Raw genomic sequence first — 15,127 nt, 5'->3', positions numbered from 1 at the left:
GCTCAGCTGATGAGCGATCTCGTGATGGGATTCATCTCGTCGGCCAGCAGCGCCAAGCGCATCTGGGACCGGCGCCGCGCCGGCGTGGTGACGGCGGCGTACATTTCCTGTTTCAGCAGGCCGCACAGGCCACCGAGGATCTTCACGAGCTCGCTCAGCGTTCGAGGCGTCTCGGGGGTCCAGAGCAGGAACGTGCGCAGCATGCCGACCGGTTCGTCAACAGGGCGCGCAGCCGGACGGCGCAGTCCGGAGACGGTGTCCGCGAGCCTGATCAGCGCCTTGCGCTCGCCGTACTCGTAGCGGGCCCAGGTGATCGAGTCAGTGAAGATGACATTGGGCAGGGTGCGGAGCTTGTCCCACTGCTCGCGGTCCCGCTTCGCCGGACGCCATTCCGGGCTCCGGGAACTCCCTTGCCGGGCCGCTTCAATTCGAGATGGCCGACGCGCACGCTTCCGACGTCCACCGCGTAGTCGGGCCGCGCCCGCAGATCTGCCAGGCGGACCTCCCCGTAGGGGACGGCCTCGACGCCGATGAGGGAGCCGAGCGCGCGGAGCAACGTCTCCAGCGGGCCGCGGAGTTGATCCTCCTCGTCACCGCCCAGCCCCCTCTTCTGCACGATCGTCCGGCCGAACTCGGCCACGCACTCTCGTGCGGTGGTCCCGGTCGAGGGTCGCGGGGCTCCTGCCACGCTCACCTCCGGAAGAAGGCATGCACGCCACTCACGGTGACCGCTGTTCCGAAGACCATCAAGGTGTGAAATCACTGAAAAGCCACTTCTGGCCGGATCCGGCTACCGGTCGAGACGAGAGCTTTTCTTTACGTATTCGTTCTCCTCGATCTCGAGCCTGTGTGCCAAAATCGCACTATGGATGGCACCTGGTCATGGCCTGACCTGGGGCGGCGGGTGCGCGAGGCTCGGATAGCCGCAGGCCTGTCCCAAGAGGCGCTCGGGCAGCGGTTGGGACTGGGGCGCACCATCGTCGTGAAGGTCGAGGCCGGCAAGCGTGAGGTCGACGCGCTGGAACTCGCAAGGCTGGCCGAAGTGCTCAAGCTGCCGATGTCCCATTTCCTCACCCGGCCGCCCGAGGTGCTGTCGCGCCGCGTCGAACTCTCCGACGACACCACGAGCGACGTGGCTGGCCAGTCCTACCGTTTGGAAGCGGCGCTTCAGGCGTGGCTCGCCGACATCGAACAGCTGGTGGCGCTGGGAAGTCTGGCCCTGCCCGCCCACCAGTCCTACGACCGGCCTGTCCAGGATCACCGTTCCGCCGTGGAGGCCGCGCAATGGGTACGGGGGGTCCTCGATCTCGGCACCGACCCGGTCGCGTCCCTGATGGGCGTGTGCCAGCGGATGGGCCAACTGGTGGCCGTGGTGGAGACACCCGGGGACGGCGCTTCGCTCATCGAGGGCGGGGTGGCCGCCGCCGTCGTCAGCGTGACCGGCGACCCCGGCCGGCGTCGCTCGACGGCCGCTCACGAGCTGGGACATTTCGTGCTGGGCGACGAGTATTCCAGCGATCTCGGCGTGCACACATCCCGTGATCACCGGGAACGGGTGATCAACAGTTTCGCGGCCGAGCTTCTGCTCCCCATGTCGGCCGTCGAACAGGCGGCGACGGAAGGCGAGTGCTCCCGGCGCGACCTGATCCGGCTGGCGGCCGTGTACCGGACGTCGTGGACGCTCGCGGTGCACCAGGCCGTCAAGGCGGGGGTCGGTGACGGGCGGAAACTCAGGCACCAGGACCGCCCCACCAAGGCGGAGCTGATGGAAGCCGTCCGCTTCGCGCCGCAACCCGATCTGGAATCGATCCGGGTGCCTCCCCTGTACGCGCAGGCCGTGCTTCAGGCGTGGCGTGGTTCCCTCATCTCCAGCGCTCGCGCGATCGAGATGCTGCGCGGCGAGCTGGACGCGTCCGACCTCCCGGACCGGGAGGAGCTCGACACCGCGCCATGAGAGCCCCGACGCCCGCGTCCACGGCGCTGGTCTTCGACACGATGCTGCTGAGCCATTTCGCCTTGGCGGATCGGATCGACGTCCTGCGGGATCTGCACGCTGGTACGCCGTGCTACACCACCCGGGTGGTCTGTGAGGAACTCCGCGCAGCCAACGCTCAGCTCGCTCTCGCCAAGGCCGAGGAACTGGACTGGCTGGAGGTGAAACGGCTCGACACGCTGGAGGAGCTCCGCGCTTTCGTGACCTGGACCGAGCGTCTCGGCTCCGGGGACCGCGACCGCGGCGAAGCCAGCATCTTCGCGACGGCGGAACTGCAGAACGCCGTGGCTCTCACCGATGATCGGGAGGCGGTCTCCGTCGGCCGCAGGCATGGACTCGACGTCCACGGAACACTGTGGCTGCTCAGCCGGGCCTGCAGGAAGGGCGAACTCACCGAGGTGAACGTCGCCAGCCTCGTCGACGCTCTGCGCCACACCGGAATGCGGCTGCCCTGCAGCGGCGGTGAGTATCCCAGCTGGGCGCGCAAGCACAAGCTGCTGCCTTGACGTCCATCGCCCGAAGGATCGGCGCCTCACCAGGACTTCGGCGTTCACCCGTCGAGGAAGGCCGCTGATCGCTCTCCGCTCACGACCGGCGGCGGGGCTGGCGGCGGCCTTTGGGGGCGGGGCGCTTCTGTGCGGGCTTCTCGCGGGCGGGCTGCTGGGGGGCGCGGCCGCGGGAGCTGTTGGGGGTGCGGCCGCGGACGATGCCGATGAGCTCCTCCATGAGGTCGCTCGTCTCGGCCTCCGGCCACGCCAGGCCGATCTGCGACTGGGGGGCGTCGGTCACGGGGCGGTAGGTGAGGTCCCTGCGGTGGTGGAGGCGGGCCAGGGACTGGGGGACCAGGAGGACGCCCGCCCCCGTCGCCACCAGCTCGACCGCGCCGGCGGTGTCCTCGGGGCGGGTGAAGGCGGGCTCGCCGGGACGGACGTCCCAGCTCAAGACGTCGTCGAGCGGCTCGAACACGTCCTCGTCGGCGAGATCGGCGAGTTCCACCTCGTCCACGGCGGCCACCGCGTGGTCCTTCTGGACGACCACCACGGTCGTCTCCACGTACAGCGGGATCACGTGGAGGCCCTCGCGGTCGGCGGGCAGGCGCACCAGCCCCGCGTCCGCGCCGCCGTCCCGCAGCAGGGGGACGATCTCGGCGGCGGGCGCCTGGACCAGCCGGAGCGGCACGTCCCGCACCCGCTCGGCCCACACCCCGGCCCACTTCGCGGGCGTCACACCCGGCGCGTAGGCCAGCCGGAACTCAGCTTCGGTCACCCGTCCAGCCTAGTCACGACCGGACGACCCCCTGCCGCTGGCTACCCTTGGGACATGAGCGCGTCCAAGGCGAAGACCCCGCAGACCATGAAGCCCGCGACCGCGGCCAAGAAGCTGGGGATCCTGCTGTCGGCGGCGCCCGCCGAGTTCCAGGAGGGCACGGTCTCCCGGGACGAGCTGAACGCGCTCCAGGCCGACCCGCCGACCTGGCTCGCCGAGCTGCGCCGCGAGGGCCCCCACCCCCGCCAGGTCACCGCCGCCAAGCTCCGCATCTCGGCTTCGGGCCTGGCCCGCGGCGGCGTCACCGGCCACCTCACCACCGCCGAGATCGAGGCCCTCAAGACCGAGAACCCCGACTGGCTCCAGCGCGAGCGCGTCACCTACGCCAAGTTCCGCGAAGAGGAGCTCCGCCTCAAGCAGGGACGCGCCAAGTCCTGACGCACACGGCGCCCTCTATCGTCGGACCGGTACGGCGCGCCCGGCGGCGGGCGAGAGAGGACGGCGGACATGGCGGAGCTGATCGCGTTGGCCGCGTCGACGCGGGAACGCGCCCGCGATACCGGGCTCTTCTTCGACTTCGACGGAACGCTGGCCCCCATCCAGGAGGATCCCGCCGCCGTCGAACCCGTCCCGGGAGTGCTGCCCGCGCTGACGGCGCTGGCCGGCCTCGTCCGGACGACCGCCGTCGTCTCGGCACGGCCCGTGGACTTTCTGGCGTCCCGGTTCGCCGCGGTCCCCGGGCTGGCGCTCTACGGGCTGTACGGGCTGGAGCGCAGCCTGGACGGCGAGGTGCGGACCCTGCCGGCGGTGGTCCCCTGGCGGTCCACGACGGCCCGGCTGGTCGAACGCGCCCGCGCCGAGCTCGACCCGGACCTGCTCGTCGAGGACAAGGGGCTGTCGATGGCCCTCCACTACCGGACGGCGCCGCACCTGCAGCACGTCGCCGAGTCCTGGGTCCGGGACGCGGCCGCGCGGACCGGGGCGCGACTGGAGATCGGGCCGATGACGGCGGAGCTGATCCCGCCCATGACGCCGGACAAGGGCTCGGTGCTGGCCGACGCCGTCCAGGGGCTCCGCTGCGCGTGGTACTTCGGCGACGGCCGGCCGGACCTGGCGGCCTTCACCGCCCTGGAGCGGCGGGCCGGGCGGGATCCCGACTTCCTCGGCGTCCGCGTCGCGGTGGCCAATCCGGAGACCGGGGACACGCTGCGCGCGGACGCCGACCTCGTCGTGGACGGCCCCGCCGCGATGCCGGGGACGCTGCGCGCGCTGGTCGAGGGGCTGACGGTTCACCAGCGGCGCGGCGACACGTAGCAGGGCTGGACGCGCTCCAGGTCCGGCTCCCTCTCCCGGTCGGAGGCGTCCCGGATCGGCAGCCGGTAGACCAGCGTGAACGGCTCACCGCCGAAGCGGCGCTGCAGGGTCCGCCAGTCCGCCAGGATCCGTACCGCCGCGGCGGTGCCCGCGGTGCAGGTGCCGGCGCAGAGGAACACCTGGGTGCGGTGCCATCGGAACGACTCCAGCGCGAGGTACTCCTCGCCCCACCGGTCGCCGTCCGGTTCGCTCCGGAGGAACCGCTCGACCCGGCCGCCGGGTTCGGTGATCTCGATGCCCCGCACCGGGCGTCCGGACTCCTCGAGCCGCAGAAAACCGGTGCGCGCGGGCGAGCCCGGCTCGGACTGCGCCAGGTGGGTCAGCACGTTGTAGACCGGGCCCCCGACGAGGACCACGCACTCGGACCCCAGATCCTGCCGGAGGCGGTCGCGGGCCTGCTGCTCCCGGCCGGCGTCGACCTCGGCCCGGAACTCCGACACCGACGGCCCGGGCTCGATCCTGCAGACCACCGGCCGCGACGTCACCTGGTCCAGCACCCCCGCGGCGAACAGGGCCCGGGCCAGCGGTCTGCTCTCGACGGCGCCGGCCAGGGCCAGCGCGTACCGGTACTCCACCTCGTTGATCGCCACGCCGGAGAAGCCCTCGCGGACCGGTGCGGTGCCGAGCGTCGCGCTCTTGAGGACCTCGATGCCCGGCAGCACGACCCGGATCACCTCGCGTCCCGGCACGACCCCGAAGAACCTCCGCACCCGCCGCCGCCGCAGCCACCACCCGACGACGACCGCCGACGACGCCACGAGCCCGGCGAACAGCACATCGGAGACGAGACCCTTCTCGATGTCGAGCCAGAACCCGGCCATGGACCCTCCTCGCGACCCCCACCTTCGACGATCGACGTCCCCGTTCCGATCCCCCGTCCCGCGACATGCGGCTCCGCGTGCGCCCGGCGTCACCCGACCACCCGCACGCCCACCTGATCCGATGACCCGCCGCTGGAACCCTCCGTCAGTCGATGCCCTCGACGATGCGGAAGTCGCGCTCGACGCCGTCGGCGAGCGCGGCCAGCGCCTCCTGGTAGGCCGCGCTCTCGTGCGCCGCGACGGCCTGCTCGAAGCTGTCGAACTCGATCAGGACGGTGCGCTCGGCGATCCCGGCGTCGTGGGCGACGACCCGGACGCCGCGGGAGAGGACCCGTCCGCCCCCGGCCTGGACGGCCGGACCGGCCAGCTTGTTGTAGGCGGCCAGCTTCTCGGGGTCCGAAATGGCGCGGTAGGCGCTGACCCAGTAGCCCTTGGGCATGGAACCTCCAGTGCGGGAATGCGTGCGTCTGACTTACGGGCCGGTCGTGGACGGGCGTCGCCGGGCGAGGGCGAGGCTTGCCAGCGTAGTGATCGCCATGGCGCCGATGCCGACCAGCGCCGCGGTGGTGTAGGCGCCGTCGTCGGGGAAGAGGCGGCCGGGCCCGGTGCCCGCGGCGAGGATCAGGCCGCCGATGGCGCTGCCCAGGGAGTACCCGACGCTGCGGACGACGTAGTTGAAGCTCATGGCGCTCGACGTCTCGCTCTTCGGGGTGACGGCCAGGATGACGCCGGGCATCGCGGCCGAGAAGCCGCCGACGCCGAAGCCGAGCACGCCCATCGCCGCGAACAGCTCGGCCAGGTCCGACCGGGCCGCCGCGAACAGGGCGAACCCGCCGCCGACCACGACGGCGCTGCCGGCCAGGAGCAGGGGGCCCGCGATCCGCGTCCGGATCCGCGGCGTGAGCTTGCCGGCGACGAACCCCAGCACCGAGAACGGGACGAGGACCAGCCCGGCGACGAAGGTCGTCAGCCCGAAGCCGTAGCCGGCGCCGTGCGGCGTCTGCGCGTACCGGGTGACGAGCGTGAGCAGCAGGTACATGCCGATCCCGCCGACGAACATGGCGAGGTTCGCCCCGGCGACCGCCGGGTGCCGCACCGCCCGCACGTCGATCAGCGGCGTCGTGCTGCGCAGCTCGACGACGGCCCAGACGCAGAGCAGCACCACCGCGACGACGGCGAGGCCCGCCGCCACGGCGGGGTGACGGCTCCACAGATCCCGTTCGCCGGCGAGGAACAGCACCAGCAGCAGCGCGGCGGCCAGGACGACCGCGCCCGCCACGTCCACGTGGGCGGAGCGGCCTTCGGGGGCTTCGGGTATGGAGCGCCACGCCGTCAGGAGGGCGGCGGCGGTGACGGCCAGGCCGAAGCCGTAGGCGGTCCGCACCCCGCCGATCTCGGCGAGCAAGGCGGCCAGCGGGTAGCCGACGCCGGCCCCGATGATCGAGACCACCGAGATCAGGGCGATCACGGCCGCGCCGCGCTCCTCGGGGAGGTGGTCGCGGGCCACGCCCATCATCAGCGCCGTCAGCCCGAGCCCGACGCCCTGGGCCGCCCGGCCGGCCAGCAGCCACGCGAACGGCAGCGGCAGCACGGTGAGCGCGCCGCCGGCGACGACGACGGCCAGCGTGGCGAGGATCGCGGCCCGCCGGTGCGGGCCGGCCCCGAGCCGGCCGAGGACCGGCGTGGCGACGGCGCCGCTGAGCAGCGCGACGGTCAGCGTCCACTGCGCGCTGCCGAGCGAGACGTGGAACGAGGTCGCCACGCTGGTGATGAGCGGCGTCCCGAGGCTGGCGATCGCCGCCACGACCAGGGCGATGAACATCAGGGCCGGGACCAGCGGCCGCGCCTCCCGACGCGCCGCCGGTAACGCTTCCACCGCGCCCCCACCGACCGGCCGGCCCGTCACCGCTGCGTCCCCTCGCGCTCCCGGCTTTCGAGCTCTTCCAGGTGCTTCAGCGCCGGAAGGGCCGCCACCAGCGCCTCGACCTCGTCGTCGGCGAGCTCGCCGATCAACCGCTCGAACGCCTGGACGCCCGCCCGGCGCCGCGTCCGGACGTAGGAGGCGCCGGCCTCGGTCAGGCACACCAGCGTGACCCGCTTGTCGGCCGCGTCGCCCCGCCGCTCGACCAGGCCGGACTCCTCCATCACCCGGACCAGGGCGGTCATCGCGGGCTGGGTGACGCCCTCGACCGCGGCCAGATGGGTGATGCGCCGCGGACCGGTCCGGTCCAGGGTGGCCAGGGTGGCGGCGGACGTCAGGCTCATGTCCCGGGGCAGGCGCCGGGCGGCCCTGGTGGCCAGCCCGTAGAGCGCCGCCCCGATGGCGGCGGCCGCGTCGGAGGCGGCATCGTGACGACCCATGCCCGAAGCATAGCCATTTTATATTCATTGTCTATGGAAACGGTGAAGCGGCGGGAACCGGCGACGTCAGCGGCATCCTGCTGCCGGAGATGAAGGCGAACCGGGCGGACGCGACGGCGTTGTCGTCGGCCTCGTCACGGGTGGCGCGCCCAGAGGGATTCGAACCCCCGACCGTCGGATTAGAAGTCCGATGCTCTATCCGGCTGAGCTATGGGCGCCTGTCGGCCCCGAGTGTAGAGCGCGGCCGGTGGTCTTCGCACGGGTGGATCCGCGCGGCGCGGCCTTGCTCTGGATCATCGTAATGCGGTCGGGGCGGTCGGGTGAAGGTCATATCGTTGCCGTTCGTGGCTGCGAGTATCGAGATCCCGCTGTCCGGCGGGGACGTGACCGAAGGGGTCGTGCGGGTCGGGGACACCGTGCGGAGGCCGCTCGGGCCGCAGAGTCCGGCGGTGCACGGGCTGCTGCGCCATCTGGAGGACGTCGGGTTCGACGGCGCGCCGCGGGTGCTCGGGGTGGACGGGCGCGGGCGCGAGGTCCTCAGCTGGGTGCCGGGGGAGACGCCGCGGCGGCCGCTGCCGGCGTACGCGGTGAGCGATGAGGCGCTGGCGGGTGTCGCCCGGCTGTTGCGGCGCTACCACGACGCGGTCGAGGGGTACGGGCTGGCGGAGGGGGCGCCGTGGGACACAGCGGCGTCGAACCTGGACGGGGAGCCCGAGCTCATCGGGCACTGTGATGTGACGCCGGAGAATGTTGTCTTTCGGGGTGGGGTTGTCTGCGGGCTGATCGATTTCGATCTGGCGCGGCCCACGACGAGGTTGTACGACGTGGTGACGGCGTTGCGGCACTGGGCGCCGGTCGCCGATCCGGCGGATCGGGACTGGCGCCTGTACGGCGTCGACGTGGGTCGGCGGATGCGGCTGTTCAGCGACGCCTACGGTTTGGACCGTGCCACCCGGGGTGAGCTGCTGACGGCGTCGCGGGTACGGTTCGAGCGCTCCTACCGGGCGATGGAGTGGCGCGCCGAGCAGTACGGCGGCGGCTGGGCGCGCATGTGGCACGGGGGAGCCGGGGCGCGCATCAGGCGCGCCCAGGACTGGCTCGAACGGAACTGGGACGAACTGGATGCGTGCCTCTGAGGGCAGAGCACTGGGGCTGCTGGCGGGCGTGGCGCTGGACGGGGTTTTCGGGGATCCGAGGCGCGGGCATCCGGTGGCCCTGTTCGGGCGGGCGGCTGGGGCTGCTGAGCGACGGGTCTACGGTGACTCCCGGGCGCGCGGCGTGCTGTACGCGGCGGCGCTCGTCGGGGGTGTCGCGGCAGGCGGCGTTGCGGTCGAGCGGGTCGCGCGGGGGGACGTGGCCCGGGTCGGGGTGACGGCGCTGGCCACCTGGGCCGTTCTCGGCGGGACGTCGCTGGGCCGGGAAGGGCTGGCGATGGCCCGGTTCCTGGAGGCGGGGGACGTCGAAAACGCGAGGCGGCGCCTCTCGCACCTGTGCGCCCGGGATCCGGCGCGGATGGACGCTGACGGGCTCGCGCGCGCCACCGTCGAGTCGGTGGCGGAGAACACCTCGGACGCGGCCGTCGCGCCGCTGATGTGGGGCGCCGTGGCCGGTGTGCCGGGGCTGCTGGCGTACCGGGCCGTCAACACCCTGGACGCGATGGTCGGTTACCGGAGCGCCAGGTACGAGCGGTTCGGGTGGGCTGCCGCGCGGCTCGACGACGTCGCCAACTGGGTGCCGGCGCGGTTGACGGGCCTGCTGACGGTCGCCTGCGCGCCCCGGACGGACGCCTGGCGGGTGCTGCGGCGCGATGGCGGCGAGCATCCGAGCCCCAACGCGGGACGGTGCGAGGCGGCCTTCGCGGGGGCGCTGGGCGTGCGGCTCGGCGGGACGAACTCCTACGGCGGGCGTGTCGAGCGGCGGCCGGAGATGGGGGACGGGCGGGCGCCCGAGGTCGCCGACGTCCGGCGGGCGGTGCGTTTGTCCCGGGCTGTTACGGTCTGCGCTGCGGTGGTCTGTGCGGGTGCGGCGTGGTGGAGGCGGGCGTGAGCGGGGCGTTGCTGGTCGCCGGGACGACGTCGGACGCGGGCAAGAGCGTCCTGACGGCCGGGATCTGCCGGTGGCTGGCGCGCGAGGGCGTGCGGGTGGCGCCGTTCAAGGCGCAGAACATGTCGCTCAACTCGATGGTCACGGCGGACGGCGCCGAGATCGGCCGGGCGCAGTACATGCAGGCGCAGGCGGCGGGGGTGACGCCGCGCGCGGTGATGAACCCGGTGCTGCTGAAGCCCGGCAGCGACCGGCGGAGCCAGGTCGTGCTGCTCGGCAGGCCGGTCGCCGACGTGGACGCGCTGGAGTACGGGGCGCTCAAGGAGCGGTTGCGGGAGGCCGTGGCGGCGAGCCTGGCGGAGCTGCGGAGCGCGTACGACGCGGTGATCTGCGAGGGGGCGGGCAGCCCGGCGGAGATCAACCTGCGGGCGGGCGACATCGCCAACATGGGGCTCGCGCGGGCCGCCGACCTGCCGGTCATCGTGGTCGGCGACATCGACCGGGGCGGCGTCTTCGCGGCGCTGTACGGGACGGTCGGGCTGCTGGAGCCGGCGGACCAGGCACTCGTCGCGGGGTTCGTCATCAACAAGTTCCGCGGGGCGAGCGAGCTGCTGGCGCCCGGACTGGAGCAGCTCCGGATGCTGACCGGACGCCCCACGCTGGGCGTGCTGCCCTGGCAGAGCGGGCTGTACCTGGACGCCGAGGACAGCCTGGCGCTGGACGCGGCGAGGGGCGGCGCCGAAGCCCCGTACGGGAAGGAGACGCTGCGGGTCGCGGTCGCGAGGTTCCCCCGGATCTCCAACTTCACCGACCTGGACGCCCTGCGGTGCGAGCCCGGCGTGGTGGTCCGGTACGCGACGGGCGCCGGGGACCTGGCGGACGCCGACCTGGTCGTGCTGCCCGGCAGCCGGGCGACGGTGAGCGACCTGCGCTGGCTGCGCGGCAACGGGATGGCCGGGGCCGTCGAGCGGCGGGCGCGGGAGGGACGCCCGGTGCTCGGGATCTGCGGCGGCTATCAGATGCTCGCCGAGCGGATCGAGGACGACGTCGAGTCGCGGGCCGGGGTCGTCGACGGGCTCGGCCTGCTGCCGGTGCGCGTGCGGTTCGGCGCGGACAAGACGCTCGCGCGGCCGCGCGGCAGCGCCTACGGCAAGGACGTGGACGGTTACGAGATCCACCACGGGATCGCCGAGGTCCACGGCGGCGAGCCGTTCCTGGACGGGTGCCGGGACGGCGCCGTCTACGGCACGACCTGGCACGGCGCGCTGGAGAACGACGGCTTCCGGCGGGCGTTCCTGGCCGACGTGGCGGCGCGCGCGGGGCGCGACTTCACGCCCGCCCCCGCTACCTCGTTCGCCGGGCTGCGCGAGCGGACGCTCGACGTGCTCGGCGACCTGGTGGCCGAGCACCTGGACACCGGCGCGCTGCGGCGCCTGCTGGAAGGCGGGGCGCCCGCCGGGCTGCCCGTCGTCGCGCCCGGCGGCGCCCCGCCGGCGCCGGGCGGCGGCTCGTCCGGGGGCGGCTAGGGCCGTCCCCGCGGGCGGGACACGCATGGGGACGGGCGGGTTCCGGCCGCCACCGGTGCCGCACCGGTATCGTGATCCACTCTGCTGCCGTCCGCCCCCAGGAGGAACCGCCCGTGACCGCTCCGCGGACCAGCCTGATCGTCCCGCTGATGAAGGCGCGGGTGCCCGCCGAGGTGCAGCTGGAGTTCCCGCTGCCGCCGGCCGAGGAGCCGGTCCGCGACGCGCTCGCCGGCGACGTCTACGTCACCTACGCGCTGGAGCACGTCGACGAGCACGCCCGCCGCTACGAGCACGTCGCGCCGCGGCACTGCGAGGAGCTCGGCGTCGCGCCCGGCGACCTGCGGCGCCTCGCCGTGGTGAACCTGCGCGACCGGCGGCCCGACCTGTCGCTGAGCTGGTACCCCGACGCGCGCGCCGTCACGGTCACCCTCGGCGAGGGCGGCCTCGCCGCCGGGCTCGCGCTCGACGACGGTTTCCTCGACAAGCTCGCCCAGGACGTCGAGGGCGACCTCGTGGTGGCGCTGCCCGCGCGGGACGTGTTCGTCGCCTCGGGCACCGGCCACGCCGACGGGATCGACAAGCTGCGCTGGGCGACCGGCCGCGTCTGGTCGGAGGAGCGCGGCGAGGACGGCGCCGCGTCCGACTGGGACGTGCCGGCGGGCAGCCTGCTCTCCCGCGACCTGCTGGTGCGCCGGGGGACCGGCTGGGAGATCTTTGCCGGATGACAACGGCGGCCTCCGTAGGTATGACCTAATCGGCTCCGGACCGGGACCGAAATAGCGCGAACGCCCCGTGGTGCCACGCGCACCCGGCGTAACCTCCGCTTGTCGCTCGCAGGCAGGAGGAGCTCAGCCATGGCAGGCAATCTCGCGGCCGCGCTCGCTCGACGCGCGGATACCCACGGGTGGCGCGACCACCCGCTGTTCTACGCCGGTGAGGCGGTTTTCAGCCACGGTGAGGTGCACGATGCGGCCGCCCGCGCGTCGGGGGTGCTGCACGCGGCGGGCGTCCGGCCCGGCCACCGCGTCCTGATCGCGCTGCCCGACTCGGTCGGGTTCGCCGCCGCACTGCTCGGCACCCTGCGGCTCGGCGCGGTCGCCGTCCTCACCGGGCCCGAGCGGTCCGCCGCGGCGCACGCCCACGTCCTCGCCGACGCCGGACCGCGGGCCGTCGTGTGCGGCGCGGACCTGGCCTCCCGGTTCCCCACCGCGCAGGTGCTGACCGGCGAGGACCTCGCCGACGAGCCCGCGCACGTCCCCGACCCGGCCGACGCCGGCGCGGACACCCCCGCCTACGTGCAGTACACCTCCGGGACGACGGGCCGGCCCAAGGGCGCCGTGCATACGCATACCGACCCCGAGGCGTACTTCCAGGCGCTCGGCATCGGCGCGCTCGGTATGACTCACAGGGACGTCACGTTCTCCCTGGCCAAGGCGTGCTACCCGTACGGACTCGGCGCGTCGGTGTTCTTCCCGATGTTCTGTGGCGCGGCGTCGGTACTGTGGCCGGACCGGCCGACGGGGGCGGGCGCCGCCGCGCTGATCCGCCGGCACCGGCCGACGCTGCTGTTCGCGGTGCCCGCCTGGTACGCGCGGCTCGTCGAGGCCGAGGGGACCGCCGACGTCACCGGGTCGCTGCGCGCCGCGGCGTCCGCCGGGGAGCCGCTGCTGCCCGCGCTCGCCGACCGGATCGAGCGGATGCTCGGCTGCCCGGTGCTGGACGGCCTCGGCAGCACCGAGGTCGGCCACACCTTCGTGTCCAACACCGTCGCCCGGCGCGCCCGCGGCACCCTCGGCGTCGTGCTGGACCCCTACGAGATCGAGGTGCGGCGCGGCGACGGCGCGCCCGCCGCCGTCGGCGAGCCGGGCGCGCTGCACGTGCGCGGCCCGTCGGTGATGCGCGGGTACCTGAACCGGCCCGACCGGACCGCCGAGGTGCTCGGCGCCGGCGGCTGGCTGTCCACCGGCGACGTCGTGCACGTCGACGCCGCGGGCTTCGTCCACCTGCACGGGCGCCGGGCGGACGAGGTCCCGGCGGCGGGCGGGACGGTCCGGCCGCTGGAGATCGAGCGGGTGCTCGGCGGGCACCCCGCCGTCATCGAGGCCGCCGTCGTCGCGGACGGTGACGGGGCGCTCCGCGCGTTCGCGGTGCTCGGGCCGGAGGCGTCGCCGGCCGACGCCGCCGCGCGCGAGCTCCTCGCCTACGCGCGGCGGCGGCTGCCCGAGACGCGGGTGCCGCGCTCGGTGCGGTTCCTGGCCGAGCTGCCCCGCACCTCCACCGGCAAGATCCGGCGGGCGGCGCTGCGCGGCCTGCCGGAGGAGGAGGCGCGGGCCGCGCAAGCGGGGGGCAACGAGCGGTAAGGAGTCGGTCAGCCGCCGCCGCGTCCAAGATCTTTACGGGTGGGCGCTGCCACGGTGGACACCGTCGAGGGGCGGGGGACCGGGATGGCGACGGCGGCGGTCAAGACGGCGGGCGTGGTGGCGGGCGTGGCGCTCGCCGCCGCGCTGGCGCACGAGTGCGGGCTCGCCGGGGCGGGCCGCGAGGCCGCGGACCGGCCGGCGGACGCGCGGGAGCGGCCGGCCGGGACGTCCGCCGCCCGCCGCGAGACGTCCGCCGAGGCGGCGCCCGCGGTGCGGCGGCTGATCGGCGACGGCTCGACCGCCGACACCGGGCCGCAGCCGGGCGCGCGGCGACCGTCCGTCCTGGCCCCGGGGCAGCGCCCGCCGCAGTTCGTGGTGTTCTCCTGGGACGGCGCGGGCGAGGACGGCAACCGGCTGTTCTCGCACTTCCGCCGCCTCGGCGCCCGCTACGGCGCGACCCAGACGTTCTTCCTCAGCGGTCTCTACGTGCTGCCGAAGTCGCAGCGGATGCGCTACCGGCCGCCCGGCCACGCGCGCGGCGCGTCCGACATCGGGCTGTTCCGCCCCGCCGACGTGCACCGCACCCTGGACGAGGTGCGCGCCGCCTGGCTCGCCGGCAACGAGATCGGCACCCACTACAACGGGCACTTCTGCGGCGCGACGGGCGTGAACGCCTGGAGCGCGGCGCAGTGGCGCGCGGAGATCCGGCAGGCCAAGTGGTTCGTCGAGCACTGGCGGACCACGACCGGCTGGACGGGGATGCGGCCCCTGCCCTTCGACTACGAGAAGGAGCTCATCGGCGGCCGCACCCCCTGCCTGGAGGGCCGCGCCGCCGCCCGCGCGGCCGGCCGCTCGCTCGGCTTCCGCTACGACTCCAGCGGCAACGGCACGCAGGTGTGGCCGGACAGGACCCAGGGGCTGTGGGACGTGCCGCTCCAGCGGCTGCCGATGCCCGGCCGGCCGTTCGAGGTGCTGTCGATGGACTACAACTACATGGCCAACCAGCCGAAGGGCGGCGGCTTCGGCGCGGGCGAGCAGATGCGCGCGAGCCTCATGGGCGGCTTCCACCGCGCCTACGACGGCAACCGCGCCCCGCTGATCATCGGGAACCACTTCGAGCAGTGGAACGGCGGCGTCTACATGGACGCCGTCGAGAGCGTCATGCGGACGGTGTGCCGCAAGCCCGAGGTGCGGTGCGTGTCGTTCCGCCACCTGGTGGACTGGCTGGACGTGCAGAGGCCGCACGTCCTCCACGAGCTGCGGAAGCTGCCGGTCGGGCACCGCCCGGCCCGCTGGCCCCGCTGACGGCGCGCGGTGCGACCCGGAGGAGCCCGGCCCGGCGCCGGCCGCCCGAGCGGCAGCCGGCCCGGCGGCGCGCGCCCG

16 protein-coding genes and 1 tRNA gene are annotated in these 15,127 nt (G+C 74.0%); 10 read left to right on the top strand and 7 right to left on the bottom strand.

The genetic code is table 11. From position 1 onward, the window contains the following. Positions 1-2: 2 nt before the first annotated feature. Entirely contained in the window at positions 3-203 is a 201-nt protein-coding gene (locus tag K1Y72_RS17970) for a hypothetical protein (RefSeq protein WP_220167495.1), read from the bottom strand. A gap of 662 nt (positions 204-865) precedes the next feature. Here K1Y72_RS17970 and K1Y72_RS17965 point away from each other — a divergent pair. Continuing rightward, on the top strand, positions 866-1,954 hold the full coding sequence (locus K1Y72_RS17965; protein WP_220167494.1) for a helix-turn-helix domain-containing protein: 1,089 nt from the start codon (positions 866-868) through the stop codon (positions 1,952-1,954). Then, positions 1,951-2,499, top strand: a complete 549-nt coding sequence (locus K1Y72_RS17960; RefSeq protein WP_220167493.1) for a PIN domain-containing protein — start codon at positions 1,951-1,953, stop codon at positions 2,497-2,499. The genes K1Y72_RS17965 and K1Y72_RS17960 overlap by 4 nt, the downstream gene beginning before the upstream one ends. A 79-nt stretch (positions 2,500-2,578) precedes the next feature. Here the strand turns inward: K1Y72_RS17960 and K1Y72_RS17955 are convergent, their stop codons facing one another. Continuing rightward, positions 2,579-3,259, bottom strand: a complete 681-nt coding sequence (locus tag K1Y72_RS17955) for a LysR family substrate-binding domain-containing protein (RefSeq protein ID WP_308287126.1) — start codon at positions 3,257-3,259, stop codon at positions 2,579-2,581. A gap of 54 nt (positions 3,260-3,313) precedes the next feature. Here K1Y72_RS17955 and K1Y72_RS17950 point away from each other — a divergent pair, with 54 nt between their 5' ends. Then, a complete protein-coding gene (locus tag K1Y72_RS17950) occupies positions 3,314-3,697 on the top strand; it encodes a DUF5997 family protein (RefSeq protein ID WP_220167492.1) in 384 nt (127 codons plus the stop codon). Positions 3,698-3,766: 69 nt separating this feature from the next. Further along, entirely contained in the window at positions 3,767-4,573 is an 807-nt protein-coding gene (otsB, locus tag K1Y72_RS17945; protein WP_220167491.1) for a trehalose-phosphatase, read from the top strand. Here otsB and K1Y72_RS17940 read toward each other — a convergent pair. The 5 genes from K1Y72_RS17940 to K1Y72_RS17920 all read right to left on the bottom strand — a co-directional run bounded on the left by K1Y72_RS17940 (position 4,549) and on the right by K1Y72_RS17920 (position 8,033). Beyond that, a complete protein-coding gene (locus K1Y72_RS17940) occupies positions 4,549-5,454 on the bottom strand; it encodes a hypothetical protein (protein WP_220167490.1) in 906 nt (301 codons plus the stop codon). The genes otsB and K1Y72_RS17940 overlap by 25 nt on opposite strands. Before the next feature lie 145 nt (positions 5,455-5,599). Further along, entirely contained in the window at positions 5,600-5,893 is a 294-nt protein-coding gene (locus K1Y72_RS17935) for a DUF1330 domain-containing protein (protein ID WP_220167489.1), read from the bottom strand. Positions 5,894-5,926: 33 nt separating this feature from the next. Then, complete coding sequence (locus K1Y72_RS17930) at positions 5,927-7,330, bottom strand: MFS transporter (RefSeq protein ID WP_220167488.1); 1,404 nt, start codon at positions 7,328-7,330, stop codon at positions 5,927-5,929. A gap of 26 nt (positions 7,331-7,356) precedes the next feature. Beyond that, positions 7,357-7,815 carry a MarR family winged helix-turn-helix transcriptional regulator gene (locus K1Y72_RS17925; protein WP_308287125.1) on the bottom strand — a complete coding sequence of 153 codons (459 nt, stop codon included), beginning with the start codon at positions 7,813-7,815 and terminating at the stop codon, positions 7,357-7,359. Positions 7,816-7,956: 141 nt separating this feature from the next. Continuing rightward, positions 7,957-8,033: transfer RNA gene (locus tag K1Y72_RS17920), tRNA-Arg, on the bottom strand. 126 nt (positions 8,034-8,159) lie between these two features. On the opposite strand from K1Y72_RS17920, the gene K1Y72_RS17915 reads away from it, so the two are divergent. The 6 genes from K1Y72_RS17915 (at position 8,160) to K1Y72_RS17890 (ending at position 15,049) form a co-directional block, all read left to right on the top strand. Then, the gene (locus K1Y72_RS17915; protein WP_220167487.1) at positions 8,160-8,951 is read left to right on the top strand and encodes a phosphotransferase enzyme family protein; all 792 of its coding nucleotides are present in this window, start codon (positions 8,160-8,162) and stop codon (positions 8,949-8,951) included. Further along, a complete protein-coding gene (locus tag K1Y72_RS17910; RefSeq protein WP_220167486.1) occupies positions 8,938-9,861 on the top strand; it encodes a cobalamin biosynthesis protein in 924 nt (307 codons plus the stop codon). Before K1Y72_RS17915 ends, K1Y72_RS17910 begins: the two co-directional genes overlap by 14 nt. Then, positions 9,858-11,384, top strand: coding sequence for a cobyric acid synthase (locus tag K1Y72_RS17905; protein WP_220167485.1), 1,527 nt, complete (start codon positions 9,858-9,860; stop codon positions 11,382-11,384). The genes K1Y72_RS17910 and K1Y72_RS17905 overlap by 4 nt, the downstream gene beginning before the upstream one ends. Before the next feature lie 113 nt (positions 11,385-11,497). Then, entirely contained in the window at positions 11,498-12,109 is a 612-nt protein-coding gene (locus K1Y72_RS17900; RefSeq protein WP_308287124.1) for a DUF1444 domain-containing protein, read from the top strand. A 129-nt stretch (positions 12,110-12,238) separates the two neighbouring features. Then, the gene (locus K1Y72_RS17895; RefSeq protein WP_220167484.1) at positions 12,239-13,744 is read left to right on the top strand and encodes an AMP-binding protein; all 1,506 of its coding nucleotides are present in this window, start codon (positions 12,239-12,241) and stop codon (positions 13,742-13,744) included. A gap of 39 nt (positions 13,745-13,783) precedes the next feature. Further along, positions 13,784-15,049, top strand: coding sequence for a polysaccharide deacetylase family protein (locus tag K1Y72_RS17890; protein ID WP_308287123.1), 1,266 nt, complete (start codon positions 13,784-13,786; stop codon positions 15,047-15,049). Positions 15,050-15,127: the final 78 nt, after the last annotated feature.

The sequence above is a fragment of the Actinomadura parmotrematis genome, assembly GCF_019458805.1.
Taxonomy (GTDB): Bacteria; Actinomycetota; Actinomycetes; order Streptosporangiales; family Streptosporangiaceae; genus Spirillospora; species Spirillospora parmotrematis.
Note: the sequence above shows the minus strand (reverse complement) of the source record. Positions and strands in the feature narration are given on the sequence as shown.

Bases quoted from the DNA above. Each gene is read 5' to 3' on its own strand.
- K1Y72_RS17925 (WP_308287125.1), bottom strand. From the start codon at position 7,815: ATGGGTCGTCACGATGCCGCCTCCGACGCGGCCGCCGCCATCGGGGCG.
- K1Y72_RS17970 (WP_220167495.1), bottom strand. From the start codon at position 203: ATGCTGCGCACGTTCCTGCTCTGGACCCCCGAGACGCCTCGAACGCTG.
- K1Y72_RS17935 (WP_220167489.1), bottom strand. From the start codon at position 5,893: ATGCCCAAGGGCTACTGGGTCAGCGCCTACCGCGCCATTTCGGACCCC.
- K1Y72_RS17965 (WP_220167494.1), top strand. From the start codon at position 866: ATGGATGGCACCTGGTCATGGCCTGACCTGGGGCGGCGGGTGCGCGAG.
- K1Y72_RS17960 (WP_220167493.1), top strand. From the start codon at position 1,951: ATGAGAGCCCCGACGCCCGCGTCCACGGCGCTGGTCTTCGACACGATG.
- K1Y72_RS17950 (WP_220167492.1), top strand. From the start codon at position 3,314: ATGAGCGCGTCCAAGGCGAAGACCCCGCAGACCATGAAGCCCGCGACC.
- K1Y72_RS17940 (WP_220167490.1), bottom strand. From the start codon at position 5,454: ATGGCCGGGTTCTGGCTCGACATCGAGAAGGGTCTCGTCTCCGATGTG.
- otsB (WP_220167491.1), top strand. From the start codon at position 3,767: ATGGCGGAGCTGATCGCGTTGGCCGCGTCGACGCGGGAACGCGCCCGC.
- K1Y72_RS17910 (WP_220167486.1), top strand. From the start codon at position 8,938: ATGCGTGCCTCTGAGGGCAGAGCACTGGGGCTGCTGGCGGGCGTGGCG.
- K1Y72_RS17895 (WP_220167484.1), top strand. From the start codon at position 12,239: ATGGCAGGCAATCTCGCGGCCGCGCTCGCTCGACGCGCGGATACCCAC.